At 48.4% G+C, this 14,551-nt stretch carries 16 protein-coding genes; 11 read left to right on the top strand and 5 right to left on the bottom strand.

Features of this window, described 5'->3' with window-relative positions:
* Nucleotides 1-161 precede the first annotated feature (161 nt).
* The gene (locus TQ39_RS20825) at nucleotides 162-347 is read right to left on the bottom strand and encodes a hypothetical protein (protein ID WP_156146250.1); all 186 of its coding nucleotides are present in this window, start codon (nucleotides 345-347) and stop codon (nucleotides 162-164) included.
* A 192-nt stretch (nucleotides 348-539) separates the two neighbouring features.
* Here TQ39_RS20825 and TQ39_RS08720 point away from each other — a divergent pair, with 192 nt between their 5' ends.
* Nucleotides 540-872 (top strand): restriction endonuclease subunit S domain-containing protein, encoded by a 333-nt coding sequence (locus TQ39_RS08720; RefSeq protein ID WP_050005256.1) that lies wholly within the window; start codon nucleotides 540-542, stop codon nucleotides 870-872.
* Between the two features lie 132 nt (nucleotides 873-1,004).
* On the opposite strand, the gene TQ39_RS08725 is transcribed toward TQ39_RS08720, so the two are convergent.
* Entirely contained in the window at nucleotides 1,005-1,358 is a 354-nt protein-coding gene (locus tag TQ39_RS08725) for a winged helix-turn-helix transcriptional regulator (RefSeq protein ID WP_050005257.1), read from the bottom strand.
* A gap of 145 nt (nucleotides 1,359-1,503) precedes the next feature.
* Between TQ39_RS08725 and TQ39_RS08730 the strand changes: the two genes are divergently transcribed.
* Nucleotides 1,504-2,022 (top strand): nitroreductase family protein, encoded by a 519-nt coding sequence (locus TQ39_RS08730; protein ID WP_050005258.1) that lies wholly within the window; start codon nucleotides 1,504-1,506, stop codon nucleotides 2,020-2,022.
* Between the two features lie 48 nt (nucleotides 2,023-2,070).
* Here TQ39_RS08730 and TQ39_RS08735 read toward each other — a convergent pair whose 3' ends face one another.
* A complete protein-coding gene (locus tag TQ39_RS08735) occupies nucleotides 2,071-2,388 on the bottom strand; it encodes an ArsR/SmtB family transcription factor (RefSeq protein ID WP_050005259.1) in 318 nt (105 codons plus the stop codon).
* 75 nt (nucleotides 2,389-2,463) lie between these two features.
* On the opposite strand from TQ39_RS08735, the gene TQ39_RS08740 reads away from it, so the two are divergent.
* Complete coding sequence (locus TQ39_RS08740; protein WP_050005260.1) at nucleotides 2,464-2,826, top strand: ArsR/SmtB family transcription factor; 363 nt, start codon at nucleotides 2,464-2,466, stop codon at nucleotides 2,824-2,826.
* A gap of 64 nt (nucleotides 2,827-2,890) precedes the next feature.
* Here TQ39_RS08740 and TQ39_RS08745 read toward each other — a convergent pair whose 3' ends face one another.
* Nucleotides 2,891-4,756 (bottom strand): heavy metal translocating P-type ATPase, encoded by a 1,866-nt coding sequence (locus TQ39_RS08745; protein WP_050005261.1) that lies wholly within the window; start codon nucleotides 4,754-4,756, stop codon nucleotides 2,891-2,893.
* A 63-nt stretch (nucleotides 4,757-4,819) separates the two neighbouring features.
* On the bottom strand, nucleotides 4,820-5,038 hold the full coding sequence (locus tag TQ39_RS08750) for a heavy-metal-associated domain-containing protein (RefSeq protein WP_050005262.1): 219 nt from the start codon (nucleotides 5,036-5,038) through the stop codon (nucleotides 4,820-4,822).
* Between the two features lie 1,002 nt (nucleotides 5,039-6,040).
* Between TQ39_RS08750 and TQ39_RS08760 the strand changes: the two genes are divergently transcribed.
* From TQ39_RS08760 to TQ39_RS08790, 8 genes are all read left to right on the top strand, one after another.
* On the top strand, nucleotides 6,041-8,620 hold the full coding sequence (locus tag TQ39_RS08760) for a heavy metal translocating P-type ATPase (RefSeq protein ID WP_242853474.1): 2,580 nt from the start codon (nucleotides 6,041-6,043) through the stop codon (nucleotides 8,618-8,620).
* Nucleotides 8,621-8,631: 11 nt separating this feature from the next.
* Nucleotides 8,632-8,895: a metal-sensing transcriptional repressor gene (locus tag TQ39_RS08765; protein WP_050005264.1), complete on the top strand. Its 264-nt coding sequence runs from the start codon at nucleotides 8,632-8,634 to the stop codon at nucleotides 8,893-8,895.
* 151 nt (nucleotides 8,896-9,046) lie between these two features.
* The gene (locus TQ39_RS08770; RefSeq protein ID WP_050005265.1) at nucleotides 9,047-10,420 is read left to right on the top strand and encodes an MATE family efflux transporter; all 1,374 of its coding nucleotides are present in this window, start codon (nucleotides 9,047-9,049) and stop codon (nucleotides 10,418-10,420) included.
* A gap of 12 nt (nucleotides 10,421-10,432) precedes the next feature.
* Nucleotides 10,433-10,648, top strand: coding sequence for a FeoA family protein (locus TQ39_RS08775; protein ID WP_050005266.1), 216 nt, complete (start codon nucleotides 10,433-10,435; stop codon nucleotides 10,646-10,648).
* A 6-nt stretch (nucleotides 10,649-10,654) separates the two neighbouring features.
* The gene (gene feoB, locus TQ39_RS08780) at nucleotides 10,655-12,694 is read left to right on the top strand and encodes a ferrous iron transport protein B (RefSeq protein ID WP_050005267.1); all 2,040 of its coding nucleotides are present in this window, start codon (nucleotides 10,655-10,657) and stop codon (nucleotides 12,692-12,694) included.
* Nucleotides 12,695-12,845: 151 nt separating this feature from the next.
* Nucleotides 12,846-14,198, top strand: coding sequence for a radical SAM protein (locus TQ39_RS08785; RefSeq protein WP_050005268.1), 1,353 nt, complete (start codon nucleotides 12,846-12,848; stop codon nucleotides 14,196-14,198).
* On the top strand, nucleotides 14,199-14,342 hold the full coding sequence (locus TQ39_RS20210; protein WP_077138570.1) for a FeoB-associated Cys-rich membrane protein: 144 nt from the start codon (nucleotides 14,199-14,201) through the stop codon (nucleotides 14,340-14,342). It begins immediately after the preceding gene.
* A 24-nt stretch (nucleotides 14,343-14,366) separates the two neighbouring features.
* Nucleotides 14,367-14,549, top strand: coding sequence for a transposon-transfer assisting family protein (locus tag TQ39_RS08790; RefSeq protein ID WP_050005269.1), 183 nt, complete (start codon nucleotides 14,367-14,369; stop codon nucleotides 14,547-14,549).
* Nucleotides 14,550-14,551: the final 2 nt, after the last annotated feature.

Below are 14,551 nucleotides of genomic sequence, written 5' to 3' on the forward strand. Positions count from 1 at the left end.
CTATTTTGGACAGTTGTTTTTGCTTTTTATTTTGGGCATGGATGAGAAAGGCATTATCCTAGCGTAAAGGTCAGAATCCATGTAAAAGCAAAACTGGCCGGGTGGAGGAATATTCCTCTACCCGGCCTTATTTGCGCTATAAAACAGTTCAAGTCTGTAAATCAGGTACCCTTTTTATCTGGCTCTATACCAGAAACAAAGGACTCCAATTCTTTCTGCGGATCTATAATCGTGATTTTCATGTTCCGCTTTTGCATGTCACGCAGATTGCGCTCCAGCATTTCCCGTTTGCCACAGGAGCCAGAATACATGCCTATAGGAATGCCTTCACGCGCAGAGTGTTTCATCGACGAACCCCCATACTATATGATGCAATTTAGTTTATCACATGACAAACCATACAGCAACATCAATTTCGACATCCTACCCTTGCGCTTTCATATTTTATATGCTACTCTTATTGAGTATAGCACAAATGAACGCCCCTAATTGGTCGCTGAGTGCTCCAGAATGTGAATAGTATCAGGAAGGTGATTTACATGGCAGAGTCTGAAAACAAACGCCCGCGCCGCACCCCGCAGGAGAGAGCTACAGAGGTGGATTGCAAAATCGAAAAGGTAAAAGCGGCCATCGCAGAACTGGAAGAAAAAAAGCAGGCTGCCATAGCTGACTACGACGCCAAAATCGCTGCGGCGCAGGATCGCATAAAAGGGCTTGAGGCGAAAAAGCAGGAGATTTTGGCCCCTAAGCCTCCCCGCAAGCAGCGCAAAACAAAGAAACAGAAGATCCAGGAAATTGTCAAGCTGGCGCTGAAGAATGGGATGTCTGTTGATGAGATCGCCGACCAGCTCCATGTTGAAGTTGAAGACTAATAATGTAATGCCATCATAGATTAACTCTGTGGCAGTTTTGGTTGCGTTACTGTACAACTATGTACGACAGTCCCAAATATAAAAAGAAATCCGACACAGCTTAATGCGTCTGCATCTGCTGTGCCGGATTCTTTATTTTCTCATGGATGGGCAGCAAGGGAGCTGCACATCCAGTCCGTCCAGATAACTGGTTCCCCAATTACACATAGCCTCCAAAACGGGGACAATGCTTTTCCCAAAGGGTGTTAAAGAATAGATTGTCTTTGGAGGATTTTCCGGTATTACTTCTCTGGAAACCATTCCGCTTTGCTGAAGATCCCGGAGCTGCTGCGAAAGCATCTTCGCTGTGGCCTTTGGAATGAGCCGCTGAAGCTCCATGTAGTGAAGTGGCTGTTCGATAAGATGCCATAAGATGAGTGGCTTATATTTACCACCGATCAAGGATAATGTCGCCTCCACAGGGCAACTAAAGTTTTCTGCTTGCATATTCGTACCTCCCTTGACGAAAGAGCACTTTCCTTTTGGGTACTATCTTCCCGGAAAGTACATTCTTGTGAAAAAAATTTGCGGTGCTACAATATAGTCGATGGTTGATTTGACACATAGAACACACAGAAAGGATGTTATAACTATGGAACTACTTGAAATCGCTAAAAAGCGTTTCTCTGTCCGGAACTATACCAATCAGAAGGTGGAGCCTGAAAAGCTGGCCAAGATTTTGGAGGCCGCGCACGTTGCTCCGACGGCAGCTAATCTTCAGCCGGTTCATCTGATTGTTGCCCAGAGTGATGAGGCCCTTGCGAAAGTGGGCGAGGCCGCCGAGGTTTATGGAGCGCCGCTGGCAATTATCGTGTGTGCAGACCACAACAAAGCATGGGTGCGGCCCTTTGACAAAAAGCAGACTGGCGACATTGACGCCTCTATCCTGACGGACCACATGATGCTCCAGGCAACGGAACTGGGCCTGGGAAGTGTTTGGGTATGCTACTTTAAGCCGGACGTTCTGAGCAAGGCATTTCATCTGCCTGCCAATCTGGAGCCGATCAATATCCTTGCTATCGGCTACTCCGCCGAGGGCGAGGGCGATCCGAACCGCTTTGCCGCTCAGCGCATTCCTATGGATAAACTGGTTTCCTACGATATGCTGTAAACAATCGCCGTACCGAGGCGCAACCCTTTTTCACAGGGCTGCGCCTCTTTATCTTTCAGAGATATGGGCGTAGGTTTCTTCTAAAATCCACTTGATATGTTCGTCGCATAAAGCGTAGAATACATTTTTCCCGACTTTATGTGGGGAAACCAGCTTTGCAAATTTTAGAATTTTCAGTTGATGGGAAACTGCGGATTCGGACATATTCATTTGCGTGGCCAGTTCATTCACGCAATATTCCCGGCCCATAAGCGCCCATAGGATTTTCATGCGAGTGAAATCGCCCATTGCTTTGTGCAGCTCAGATAACCGATCTATGTCCGCTGCGTCAGGTATAAGTACGCATGATTTTTGCTGTTGCTCCATAGTGACCTCCAATCTTTCGTATTTGACAGCTGTACTATTTGCGGGTATTCTATTTTTGGAAAGGAGGCGGCCGATATGTCGCACTACCATTTGCCCCATAATCATGGACAAGACATTGATAAAGTTTTAGATAAAATGCCTGCGGAAGAAAACTTCCGGGATATAGCGATCCTTTTTCAGCAGTTGAGTGATCCGTCACGCCTGCGGCTCCTGTGGCTGTTGTGCCACAGTGAGGAATGTGTCTGCAATTTAGCGGCAGCGGTACAAATGAGCGCACCGGCCATTTCCCACCACTTGAAAAATCTGAAAAGCAGCGGTCTGATTACCAGCCGCAGGGAGGGAAAGGAAGTCTACTATACTTTATCCAACACAGGCCCTGCAAAACTTCTCCATAAAACCGTTGATGCCTTGTTTGAAATATCTTGTCCGACTGATTGATAAGTGAAATGCGCCGCTGTTTCCACAATGGACAGCGGCGCATTTTTATATCCCTGCTTATCTGTCAACGTGTCGCGGGGAGGAATTTCTTTACCCGCATCGCTCGAATCGCATTTAGAATAGCGATGACCGATACGCCAACATCTGCAAAAACGGCTGCCCACATATTTGCGTATCCAGTAGCTCCCAAAATCAAAACTAAAATCTTGACGCCGAGAGCAAACACGATATTCTCATTTGCGATACGGATTGTCTTTCTGGCAATCTGGACAACTGCGGAGATCTTCGAGGGTTCATCTGTCATCAAAACCACGTCCGCAGCCTCAATCGCCGCATCGGAGCCAAGACCGCCCATGGCAATACCTACATCCGCACGAGCAAGCACAGGCGCATCGTTGATTCCATCGCCAACAAACACCAGTTTCCCCTTTTCGGTGGTCTGCCGGAGCATCATTTCTACACGGTCAACCTTGTCCGCCGGGAGCAATTCGGTATATGCCTGATCCAGCCCCAGCTTTTGCGCCACTTTCTTTCCGACGGCATCTGCATCGCCGGTGAGCATGACGGTTTTCCTGACGCCGACTTCCTTTAACGCTTTGATTGCAGACGGAGCATCTGCTTTGATTTCATCTTCAATGACAATGTAACCAGCATATTTTCCGTTGCAGGCCAGATAGATGACTGTACCAATGGCATTCGAGGGGATATAGGCAATTCCTTCTTTATCCATCAGTTTTGCGTTGCCAGCGAGAATTGTTTTCCCATCTATGACAGCGCGGACGCCGTGACCGGCAATTTCCTGCACATCACTAATGCGGCTGTGGTCGATCTTCTTGCCATACGCCTTTTTTATGGAGAGTGAGATCGGATGGTTGGAGTAGTCCTCGGCATAAGCCGCCAGCTCCAAAAGCTGTGCCTCTTTCATGCTTACTGCATTGATCTGGCTGACCGCAAAAGAACCCTTTGTCAAGGTGCCGGTTTTATCGAATACCACCACCTCTGTATGGGCCAGCGATTCCAAATAGTTACTGCCTTTGACAAGGACGCCGATTTTGGATGCACCGCCGATGCCGCCAAAGAAACTAAGCGGAATAGAGATAACCAGAGCGCAGGGGCAGGAAATCACCAGGAAGGTCAGTGCCCGGTAAATCCAGACCGTGAATGGCTGTCCAGTGACAAGAGGCGGCAGAACTGCAAGGGCAATCGCTGCAAAGACCACAATCGGGGTGTAGTAGCGGGCAAAACGGCTGATAAAGTTTTCTGTTTTTCCTTTTTTGTCGCTGGCATTCTCCACAAGGTCCAAAATTTTTGCAACAGTGGATTCCCCATACTTTTTAGTGGTCTGAATGGTCAGGATGCCTGTCTGGTTGATGCACCCGCTGATTACTTCCATCCCAGGTTCCACGTCACGGGGCATGGATTCGCCGGTGAGAGCAGATGTATCCAAAGCGGACGTGCCTTTGATGATTTTACCATCCAGCGGCACCCGTTCACCAGGCTTTACTACAATCGTATCCCCGATGTTTACTTCTTCAGGATCGACCTGTTCAAGTTTTCCATTCCGTTCTACATTTGCATAGTCAGGGCGAATGTCCATCAGGCTTGCAATGGATTTTCTGGATTTGGAAACCGCATAGGACTGGAACCATTCTCCTACCTGATAGAACAGCATAACGGCTACGCCCTCAGAGTGTTCTCCTAAGATCAGTGCGCCAATAGTGGCAATCGTCATCAGAAAGTTTTCATCGAATACCTGCCCATGCAGGATATTGGTGAGAGCCTTCCAGACAATATCCCAGCCGATTACAACATAGCAGACCAGAAATACTGCCATTTCCGCAGTCGGATCAAGTGTGAGCAGACTGCCGGCAGCGAACAGCACTGCCGCAATGATAATGCGGAAAAGCAGGTGCTTTTGTTTTCGTGTCATAATAAACATCTCCTTTCAGTCAAACACCGGCTGCCGTTTCTGGCAGCCGGTGTTCAGCTTTTCTTACGCCTTGACCGTTACATCCGGCTCAATCTTTTTGATAAGCGCCTTGGCCTCAGCCAGAATTGCGTCGAAGCGGTCATCCGGAGCATCCAGAACCATCTTCTGGCTCAGAAAGTTCACTTCCACGTCATTTACGCCGTCGATTTTCTGTACGGCTTTCTGAATCTTGGCGGCACAGTGGCCGCAGTCAAGGTCGATCAGCTTAATGGTCTTTTTCATCACAAAGACCCCCTTTCCTTTTAGTATTTGGTTGGTTTGACATGGCCGAACAATTAAACATTCATTTAACTGTTACGGGCACAGTATATTCACACAACGGCTTAAAGTCAATGGATTGGGAAAGGGTTCTGCCCTTTGGATTGCAAATCCTGCTGATTGGAGCAGACGATGGCAACTTACACTTTATATAATCTTTGTGATGGAACAACAGGGCATATTAGCATTATATATTCAAAGTACACAGCAGTTCCGGGCACACTTAGAGCTAATTAAGAGAGAGGCTGATAGATATGAGCAATAACACTAAAATCCTTTTTGGCATCTTTTGCTTGATGCTCACTCTTGTATTTCTCTATGCTTTAACAGCACTTGACTTCAACGGAAATGATTCGGCTTTTATCATTCTGGTTTTAGCGATAATATCTCTGGTAACTGGATTGTTCTTTGGTATTTCGGGGATTCTTTCGAGCCGAAAAAAATGATAATACTATGCCACTCTCAGCTTTGGATCGTTCTCAGTTTCCGGTGGTGGTTCTTCAGACGAACGGCGTAATCAAAAAACTTTTAGCTATTAAGAGGTCGAACAATGAGGGTTGTAATTTCTGTCCTATTTGGAATTATCAGTGCAATAGCCGGTACTGCATGTGCCTTTTTTAATCCTGGTATTGGTGCAGTAGTGTCAATCAGCATTATTGGGAGTGGAGTCATCTATTTTGTGTCCCAAAAAGATGATTGATAATAAATTTGGCGGAGATGCCATTGTCGGTATCCCCGCCAAATTTGTAAAAAGGCCAAATGGAGCAAAAAACCTGCCTATCGGAGCGGACAACCAATCAAGCCAATGTCTATAATGAAAAATGGTCAAAGACCTTGCACGCAGACTTTGTGATCGGGGCGGCGGCATCTTTCCCCCAAGATACCGAAAGCCCCTTTTCATAACAGTTTTTAGTTCCCTACGGGGGAGGGGTACTGCGGCGCAAAATTATATTTCAGAAAGAAGGGATGATTTTGCAAAAAGAACAATTTGATATTACGGGCATGACCTGTTCGGCCTGCTCTGCCAGGATCGAAAAGAGCGTCGGTAAGCTGCCCGGAATCAAAGAAGTATCGGTCAATCTGTTGAAAAACAGCATGGTTGCCTCTTATGACGAATCCGTTCTGGATACGGCGGGAATCGTCCAGGCTGTTGAAAAGGCCGGATATGGAGCCATACCAAAGACCTCTGCTCAAAGCAAAAACCGCTCACCTGCACCAGCATCGAAAGCGGAAGTCAGTACGGCTCAAGCCGAATACAAGCAAATGAAACAAAGGCTGTTGCTTTCCGCGCTTTTTACGATTCCACTGTTTTACATCTCCATGGGACACATGATGGGGTGGCCGCTCCCCGGTTTTCTGCTGGGAATGGAAAATGCAATCAGCTTTGCATTTACCCAGTTTCTTTTGTTGATTCCGGTGGTATTTATCAATTTCAAATATTACCGGATGGGGTTTAAGACCTTATTCCACGGCTCCCCCAACATGGATTCCTTGATTGCCATAGGTTCCAGCGCCGCAATCATTTATGGTATCTACGCCATATATAAGATCGGCATTGGGTTCGGCCATGGGGATATGGCTACGGTCCATAGCTTTATGATGGACCTGTATTTTGAATCCGCAGGCATGATCCTCACGCTCATTACCTTGGGGAAAACGCTGGAGGCCCGCGCCAAAGGTAAGACCTCAGATGCGATCACAAAGCTGATGAATCTGGCCCCTAAGACCGCTACGGTGGAACGGGATGGTCAGGAATTCCAGATACCTGTGGAAGAAGTGCAGTTGGGTGAAACCATAATCGTAAAAGCCGGTGAATCGGTGCCGGTGGATGGAACCGTTATCGAAGGCTTTGCGTCCATTGATGAATCCGCTTTGACCGGCGAAAGCATCCCTGTAGAAAAACACATTGGGGACAAAGTGATCGGTGCAACGACCAGTAAGTCCGGCTATTTCAAAATGCAGGCCACCAAAGTGGGGGATGATACCACATTGGCTCAAATCGTCCGGCTGGTGGATGAAGCGACCAGCTCCAAAGCTCCCATTGCAAAAATGGCAGATAAGGTCAGCGGTGTGTTTGTGCCGGTAGTCATCAGCATTTCCCTGATTGCAATCATTATATGGCTGCTGTTAGGGTACGGATTTGAATTTGCCCTGTCCATCGGTATCTCTATTTTAGTCATTTCCTGTCCCTGCGCGTTGGGGCTGGCTACTCCCACCGCCATCATGGTGGGAACCGGAAAAGGCGCAACAAACGGGATCTTAATCAAATCGGCGGAGGCCCTGGAAACGGCTCACGACATCAATACGGTTGTTCTGGATAAAACAGGAACCATTACACAGGGAACCCCGGTGGTAACGGATCTGCTCTGCAAGGCAGGCATTCAGAAAAAGGAACTTTTGCAGATTGCTGCTTCCTTGGAAAAGCTGTCGGAACACCCGCTGGCAGATGCGATTGTGGCAGAGGCAGATAATGAGAAACTTCCGCTGCTGCCGGTCAGTGAATTTACACAGATTCCAGGCCAGGGAATTGTCGGAAGAATCGGGACTGACCTCTGTTTGGCCGGAAATCGCCGGTTGCTGAACAACCATCAGATTGAAGGCGGCCATCTTCTTCAGCTTGGCGAGGACATGGCTATGGACGGAAAAACGCCATTGTTCTTTGCCTGTGGAGGAGAGTTGATCGGTGTGATTGCCGTGGCAGATGTGGTGAAACCCACCAGCAAGCAGGCGGTGCAGGAGTTGAGCCGATTAGGGCTTGAAGTCGTTATGCTGACCGGGGATAACGCTAAGACCGCAGAGGCCATCCGGCGTCAAGTCGGCGTGGATCGAGTTGTAGCGGAAGTGTTTCCGCAGGATAAAGAGAAAGAGATACGGCGGCTGCAAAGCGAAGGGAAAAAGGTTGCCATGGTGGGAGACGGTATCAATGACGCTCCTGCCCTTGCCAGAGCCGATGTTGGTATCGCCATCGGAGCAGGTACAGATGTTGCGATTGAGTCAGCGGATATTGTTTTGATGAAAAGCGATCTGCTGGATGTGTCTACCGCCGTACAGCTCAGCAAAGCGGTTATCCGTAATATCAAGCAAAATCTGTTCTGGGCATTTATTTATAATGTCATCGGGATTCCGGTAGCTGCCGGATTGTTCTATTTGTCTTTTGGGTTGAAGTTGAACCCGATGATCGGAGCCTTTGCCATGAGTTTCAGTTCCGTATTTGTTGTATCCAATGCGCTGCGGTTAAGATGGTTTAAGGCGAAACACATTTCCTCTATGGAGCTGGGGACATTCCAGTCAGACAGCTCATCAAATAGCAAAGAAGATAGAAAAGGAGAAATTCACATGGAAAAGACACTGAAGATTGAAGGTATGGTTTGCGGGAACTGCGTAAAGCACGTCGATAAGGCGCTGCGGGAAATCCAGGGCGTGGAACAGGTTGAAGTCAGCCTGGAGGATAAGTCGGCAAAGGTACAGATGGGTTGTACCGTATCGGACGATGTGCTGAAAGCGGCTATCGAAGATGCTGGCTATCAGGTTGTCGAGATCCAGTAAGCGGCCTGCCTATGAAAGCAAAAAGGAGCGACATCACCCACAAACTGAAAATTGCGAGAGGGCAGATAGACGGAATCCTGCAAATGGTGGAGGAAGATCGCTATTGTGTGGATATATCTACCCAAATTCAGGCAACAATGGCATTGCTTAAAAGCGCCAACCAACAGATATTGCAAGCCCATATTCGGAGTTGTGTCCGGGAGGCGCTGCAAACGGATGCTGAAAATCCAAAGTTGGAAGAAGCCTTGAAACTGCTGGAGAAAATGGCACAATGATACCGGGAGCGGAAAGGCGTTCAGCCTTTTCCGCTCCTGATTTTGTGTCAATTTGGATTGCTATTCCTGCGGTTTGGAGCGTACAAACGCCCCGCAATTTTATATACTTTTTATGGTTAGACGTGGCTAATATCAAATAGGAGGTAACGTGATGAAACAATCACTGGATACAAGAACAAAGCTGCTTACACAGCGCCCCTTCTCGCTGATGCTGGAGCTGAGCATCCCTGCGGTCCTCGGCATGGTTGTTGTGGGCCTCTATAACATGATGGATTCCATCTTTGTCGGACAGATGGTTGGGGATATTCAGATGGGAGCCGTATCGGTTTCCTATCCGTTTACCCTGATCAACGCCGGTTCCGCAGCCATGTTGGGCGTGGGTTCCGCCTCAGTCTTATCGAGAGCCATTGGCAAAAAGGACAACGATACGGTAAAGAAGATCATGGGCAATCTGGTTGCTGCTGTTGTGATCCTATCTGTGATTTACACAGTCATCGGCATGGTCTTTACCCGTCAGCTTTTATCTCTGGCCGGAGCCAGTGACAATATCCTGAACTACGCCGAAAAGTATCTGCGGATTATATTTGCTGGTTCTCTGCTGGTCAACTTCTTCCAAAGCGCAAACATGGTGATCCGAGGAGAAGGCCAGCTCAAGAAAGCAATGTTCATCATCGCCAGCGGTGCTATCCTGAACATTATTCTTGACCCCATTTTTATTTCCATTCTGAATCCTTATGGGATGGGGATTGAGGCTGCTGCTTATGCTACTGTGCTGTCCCAGTTTGTCCAGGCTGCGATTACTGTGTGGTACTTCAAAAAGAAAAGTCGAAATGTAAAAATAGGCCGTATCCGTATTGATGGGCCTATTCTCCGTCAGGTGCTTGCGGTTGGCATCTCTGCTCTGTTGATGCAAGTTTTGACCCTTGTTCAGCAGACCGTGATTTACCGTGTAGCTGCCAACTATGGCGGAGAGACTTCACAGATCCTTTTGGGTGCTGCCCTGCGGTTCTGGAATTTCTCCTTTGTCCCTCTGTGGGGAATCAGTCAGGGATTCCAGCCTGCGGCCGGTACGAACTACGGAGCAAAGGATTACGACCGTGTAAAGCTACTGACCAAAGTATTCATTGCGGCGGCCACCGTCCTGTCCCTGCTGTTCTGGATTCCCGCCGAGCTGCTCCCGGAGCAGGTGCTTTCTATGTTCATTACAACGCCGGGGGTGGCAGCGTCAGGAGTGACGAATTTCCGCATTATGTTCAGCACCTACATTTTACAGGGAAGTTTTCTGATTGCGGTCACACTGTTCCAGTCCTTGGGTAAGGCGAATAAGGCCACATGGCTGGTGCTGTTCCGCCAGATTATCCTCTTTATTCCGCTGTGTGTCCTCTTGCCGATGATCGGCGGCCTGGGCATTCGCGGCGTATGGCTGGCGATTGCTCTGACAGATGCGGTTCTGGTTGTAATCACGATTGCGATGATGGCGTCTGAATTTCGTAAAATGCCGCGCACTTTGCAGGCTTTGCGGTAAGGAGGGGCGGCTATGTATCTCTGTGACGGAACCGTAGGAAACAGCTATAAAGTAAAAGAAATAAAGTTACCGATCAACATTGAAAAGCGCCTTGAAGCATTGGGAATGACACAAGGAACGCCCATTGAGGTACTGAACAGCAAGGGGCATGGAATCCTGATTGTGAAAATACGAGGAACCCGGTTTGCATTGGGGCGCAATATCACGAAGAATATTTTAGTGGGGTAAATTCTGATGAGTGAAAGTATGACAATCGGTTTCATCGGAAATCCAAACTGCGGAAAAACCACACTGTTTAATGCCTATACGGGCGCAAACCTAAAAGTGGCAAACTGGCCGGGAGTCACCGTTGAAAAGGTGGAAGGTGCCATCAAGGACCATGATATGACCATTCGCCTGGTTGACCTTCCCGGTACTTACAGCCTGACTTCTTATACGATGGAGGAGCAGGTTTCCAGACAGTTCATACTCAGCGATGAAGTCGATGTAATTATTGATGTTGCAGATGCCTCCGCACTTGAGCGCAATCTGTATCTGACCCTGCAGCTTCTGGAACTTGGAAAGCCGGTTGTATTGGCGCTGAACATGATGGACATTGTGGAAAAGCGGGGCATGGAGATCGACACGCACAGGCTCCCGGAAATGCTGGGGATTCCGGTCATTCCGGTTTCCGCCAGAAAGCGGACCGGTCTTGATGTGCTGCTCCATGCGGCTGCACATCATAAAGACTGCAAAGACCCGGATTGCCTGATCCATCATCACAACTATACGTCAAAACACCGGCATGACCACCATTCCGAGTATGCAATGGTTTACAGCGATACCATTGAGGATAAGATCGACCTCATTATGGCGGAACTGAAAAAGAAGTATCCCGGTCTGACGAATTACCGTTGGTATGCAATCAAGCTGTTGGAGCAGGATAAGGAAATCACGGAGCATTACCCGGTGGATCTGCCAGATGTGCTGGACCGGAATTATGAATCCGACATTATCAACGAGAAGTACGATTTCATTCAGGAAGTCATCCGTGAAGTGCTGGTCAATAAAGACCGCCAGGATGCTTTGACACAGAAAGTAGATCGTGTGCTGACCCACCGGGTATGGAGTATCCCTATTTTCCTGGCAATTATGGCCTTAGTCTTTTTCCTTACCTTTACGATTGGAGACTGGCTGAAGGGATATTTTGAAATGGGAATAGAAAGCCTGTCTGGCGCAGTCAACAGCGGATTGATTGCTGCTGGCGTCAACGATGTGCTGCGTTCTCTATTGGTAGATGGCATCATCGCTGGCGTAGGTGGTATTCTGACCTTCCTTCCAAATATTTTCATCCTGTTTCTTGCTCTGGCCTTTCTTGAGGACAGCGGTTATATGGCGCGTGTTGCTTATGTCATGGAGGGGATTATGAGCAAGCTGGGGTTATCCGGCAGGGCCTTTATTCCGATGATACTGGGCTTTGGATGTACCGTCCCGGCAATTATGGCATCACGAACTCTGGAAAACCGGCGAGACCGTTTTAAGGTCATGCTGGTTACTCCCTTTATGAGCTGCAGCGCCCGTTTGCCAATCTACATCCTGTTTGCAGAGATGTTCTTCGCAGAGCGTGCGATGCTGGTGGCATATTCCATGTACCTGATCGGCCTGGTGGTTGCAATCCTCGTGGCGGCGGTCATCCATTTGATTGACCGCAGGACTTCAGAAAACTATCTTTTGATTGAGCTGCCGGAATACAAAACACCCAGCTCCAGAACCGTTGCAATTTATGTTTGGGAAAAGGTAAAGGACTATCTGACCAAAGCAGGCACCACCATTTTTGTGGCCTCTATTCTCATGTGGATCATCCTGAATTTCGGGCCGCATGGCTACACAACAGAAATGACGGAGAGTTTCGGAGCTATTTTGGGACATTGGCTGGTTCCGTTCTTTGCTCCCATTGGATTGGGGTTCTGGCAGATTGCCGTCGCTTTGATTGCCGGTATTTCCGCGAAAGAAGTGGTGGTATCCAGCTGCGCCGTCTTGTTCGGGATCCCGAATATCAATTCTGCTGCGGGGATGGACACGCTGGTTGGTATCCTGGGTGCAGCAGGCTTTGGGCAGCTTAATGCCTTCTGTCTGATGATTTTTTGCCTGCTGTACATTCCCTGTGCCGCTACATTGGCAACAATCCGTAAAGAAGCGGCCAGCACCCGGTGGATGCTGTTGTCCGCCCTGTTCCAGTTAGTTGTAGCATGGGTCATTACCTTTATTATTTATCGAATCGGACTTCTTGTGTGAGGTGGGAATTATGACATTTAAAAAGTTTTTACGTTTCGCCATCATTATTTCTGCGATTGGCGTTGGATTTTTAGCAGTAAGGAATCTTCTGCGCGAAGAATAAAAATGGGAGAAAGCTGACAGAGTCCATTTCTGTCGGCAGAAAGACAAAATGAGCATTATTGAATCTGTAAAAAACACGGCCTTCACTGCGGCCGTCAATATGGCATTGAATTACCTGGAGAAAGATCCGGAAACCAATATTCCAAAAGCCATGAATCTGATTGATAAGGCTTTGCCTGATGGCTGGTATGAGAGCCAGCGGGCGGCCTTCCGAAAGGCGATTGATGAAAAGGGAAATTGGTATGAGCTGATTTTGAAAGCCTACCAGTTGGATACCGGCGTGCGAAAAACCTTGTTCCAGAATTTCATCATCAATTCGGCCTTAAAAGGTGGAGCCATCCAGGAAGAGATGCGGGAAAAAGAAAAATGCAATGTTCCATGGGCAATTCTGCTGGACCCTACATCAGCCTGCAATCTGCATTGTACTGGCTGCTGGGCTGCCGAGTACGGCCACAAGCTGAATTTGCGCCTGGAAACGATTGACCGTATCATCCAGCAGGGTAAGGATTTAGGCGTTTATATGTATATCTACACAGGCGGGGAGCCAATGGTTCGTAAAAAGGATCTGATTACCCTCTGTGAACGGCACCCTGATTGTGCGTTCCTGTCATTTACAAATGGTACGCTGATTGATGAAACATTCTGCCAGGAGATGCTGCGGGTAAAAAACTTTGTCCCGGCGATCAGCTTGGAAGGATTTGAAACGGCAAATGACGGGCGCAGAGGCAGCGGCGTTTTTGAAAAGGTCATGCACGCCATGGATTTGCTGCGGGAACATAACCTGCCTTTTGGCGTTTCCACCTGCTATACCAGCGCGAACTATGAGGACATCAGCAGTGAATCATTTTTCGATATGATGATTAACATGGGCGCTATGTTCGTGTGGTTTTTCCACTATATGCCCGTTGGCAATGAGGCGGTTCCGGAGCTTTTGCCAACACCGGAGCAGAGAAGAACAGTCTATGAGCGTATTCGGGCATTTCGGAGTACAAAGCCGATCTTCAGTATGGATTTTCAGAATGATGCGGAGTATGTGGGCGGCTGCATCGCCGGAGGGCGTAATTACCTACATATCAATGCTGCCGGGGATGTTGAGCCTTGCGTATTCATTCACTACTCTAATGTGAACATCCATGACTGCACTTTGCTGGAGGCACTGAAAAGTCCAATCTTTATGGCTTACCATGATGGGCAGCCATTCAACAAGAATATGTTGCGGCCCTGCCCTCTGCTGGAGAACCCGCAGATCTTGAGAGAGATGGTAAAGCGCACCGGTGCAAAATCGACAGATTTGCAGTCACCGGAATCGGTAGACCATCTCTGCGACAAGTGCGAACTGTATGCAAAGAACTGGCAGCCCACGGCGGATGAGTTGTGGAGTGCCGGCCAGAAAGGAGTCTGAATGATTGTAACAGGCGTAATTGCAGTCGGAATTGTTCTCTATGCGGTATGGGCTGTTCGGAAGATCCATCGGGATCGGAAGAATGGCTCCTGCTGCGGTGGTGGTTGCTCCGGCTGTATAGGCAAGGAGTATTGTAATAAATAAACTGTATCTGGCCGATGCCTCTGTTTGACAAAGGGTGTCAGACCGTATCACAAAGGCGACCGGCGCAGGATGGCGGCAGCTGTCCGGGCGGATATACCGGATATGGACGGGGAAATGCGGGCGCTGGCCTGCCAAACCTCCACCAAACCGGACGCCATGAGCGACACCGACTTTGAGGCGCGGCGGTTTCAGTTTACAGACGGGTAATC

The sequence above is a fragment of the Ruthenibacterium lactatiformans genome (assembly GCF_000949455.1).
Classification (GTDB): domain Bacteria; phylum Bacillota; class Clostridia; order Oscillospirales; family Ruminococcaceae; genus Ruthenibacterium; species Ruthenibacterium lactatiformans.

Bases quoted from the DNA above. Each gene is read 5' to 3' on its own strand.
- TQ39_RS20825 (WP_156146250.1), bottom strand. From the start codon at position 347: ATGAAACACTCTGCGCGTGAAGGCATTCCTATAGGCATGTATTCTGGC.
- TQ39_RS08720 (WP_050005256.1), top strand. From the start codon at position 540: ATGGCAGAGTCTGAAAACAAACGCCCGCGCCGCACCCCGCAGGAGAGA.
- TQ39_RS08725 (WP_050005257.1), bottom strand. From the start codon at position 1,358: ATGCAAGCAGAAAACTTTAGTTGCCCTGTGGAGGCGACATTATCCTTG.
- TQ39_RS08730 (WP_050005258.1), top strand. From the start codon at position 1,504: ATGGAACTACTTGAAATCGCTAAAAAGCGTTTCTCTGTCCGGAACTAT.
- TQ39_RS08735 (WP_050005259.1), bottom strand. From the start codon at position 2,388: ATGGAGCAACAGCAAAAATCATGCGTACTTATACCTGACGCAGCGGAC.
- TQ39_RS08740 (WP_050005260.1), top strand. From the start codon at position 2,464: ATGTCGCACTACCATTTGCCCCATAATCATGGACAAGACATTGATAAA.
- TQ39_RS08745 (WP_050005261.1), bottom strand. From the start codon at position 4,756: ATGACACGAAAACAAAAGCACCTGCTTTTCCGCATTATCATTGCGGCA.
- TQ39_RS08750 (WP_050005262.1), bottom strand. From the start codon at position 5,038: ATGAAAAAGACCATTAAGCTGATCGACCTTGACTGCGGCCACTGTGCC.
- TQ39_RS08760 (WP_242853474.1), top strand. From the start codon at position 6,041: ATGATTTTGCAAAAAGAACAATTTGATATTACGGGCATGACCTGTTCG.
- TQ39_RS08765 (WP_050005264.1), top strand. From the start codon at position 8,632: ATGAAAGCAAAAAGGAGCGACATCACCCACAAACTGAAAATTGCGAGA.
- TQ39_RS08770 (WP_050005265.1), top strand. From the start codon at position 9,047: ATGAAACAATCACTGGATACAAGAACAAAGCTGCTTACACAGCGCCCC.
- TQ39_RS08775 (WP_050005266.1), top strand. From the start codon at position 10,433: ATGTATCTCTGTGACGGAACCGTAGGAAACAGCTATAAAGTAAAAGAA.
- feoB (WP_050005267.1), top strand. From the start codon at position 10,655: ATGAGTGAAAGTATGACAATCGGTTTCATCGGAAATCCAAACTGCGGA.
- TQ39_RS08785 (WP_050005268.1), top strand. From the start codon at position 12,846: ATGAGCATTATTGAATCTGTAAAAAACACGGCCTTCACTGCGGCCGTC.
- TQ39_RS20210 (WP_077138570.1), top strand. From the start codon at position 14,199: ATGATTGTAACAGGCGTAATTGCAGTCGGAATTGTTCTCTATGCGGTA.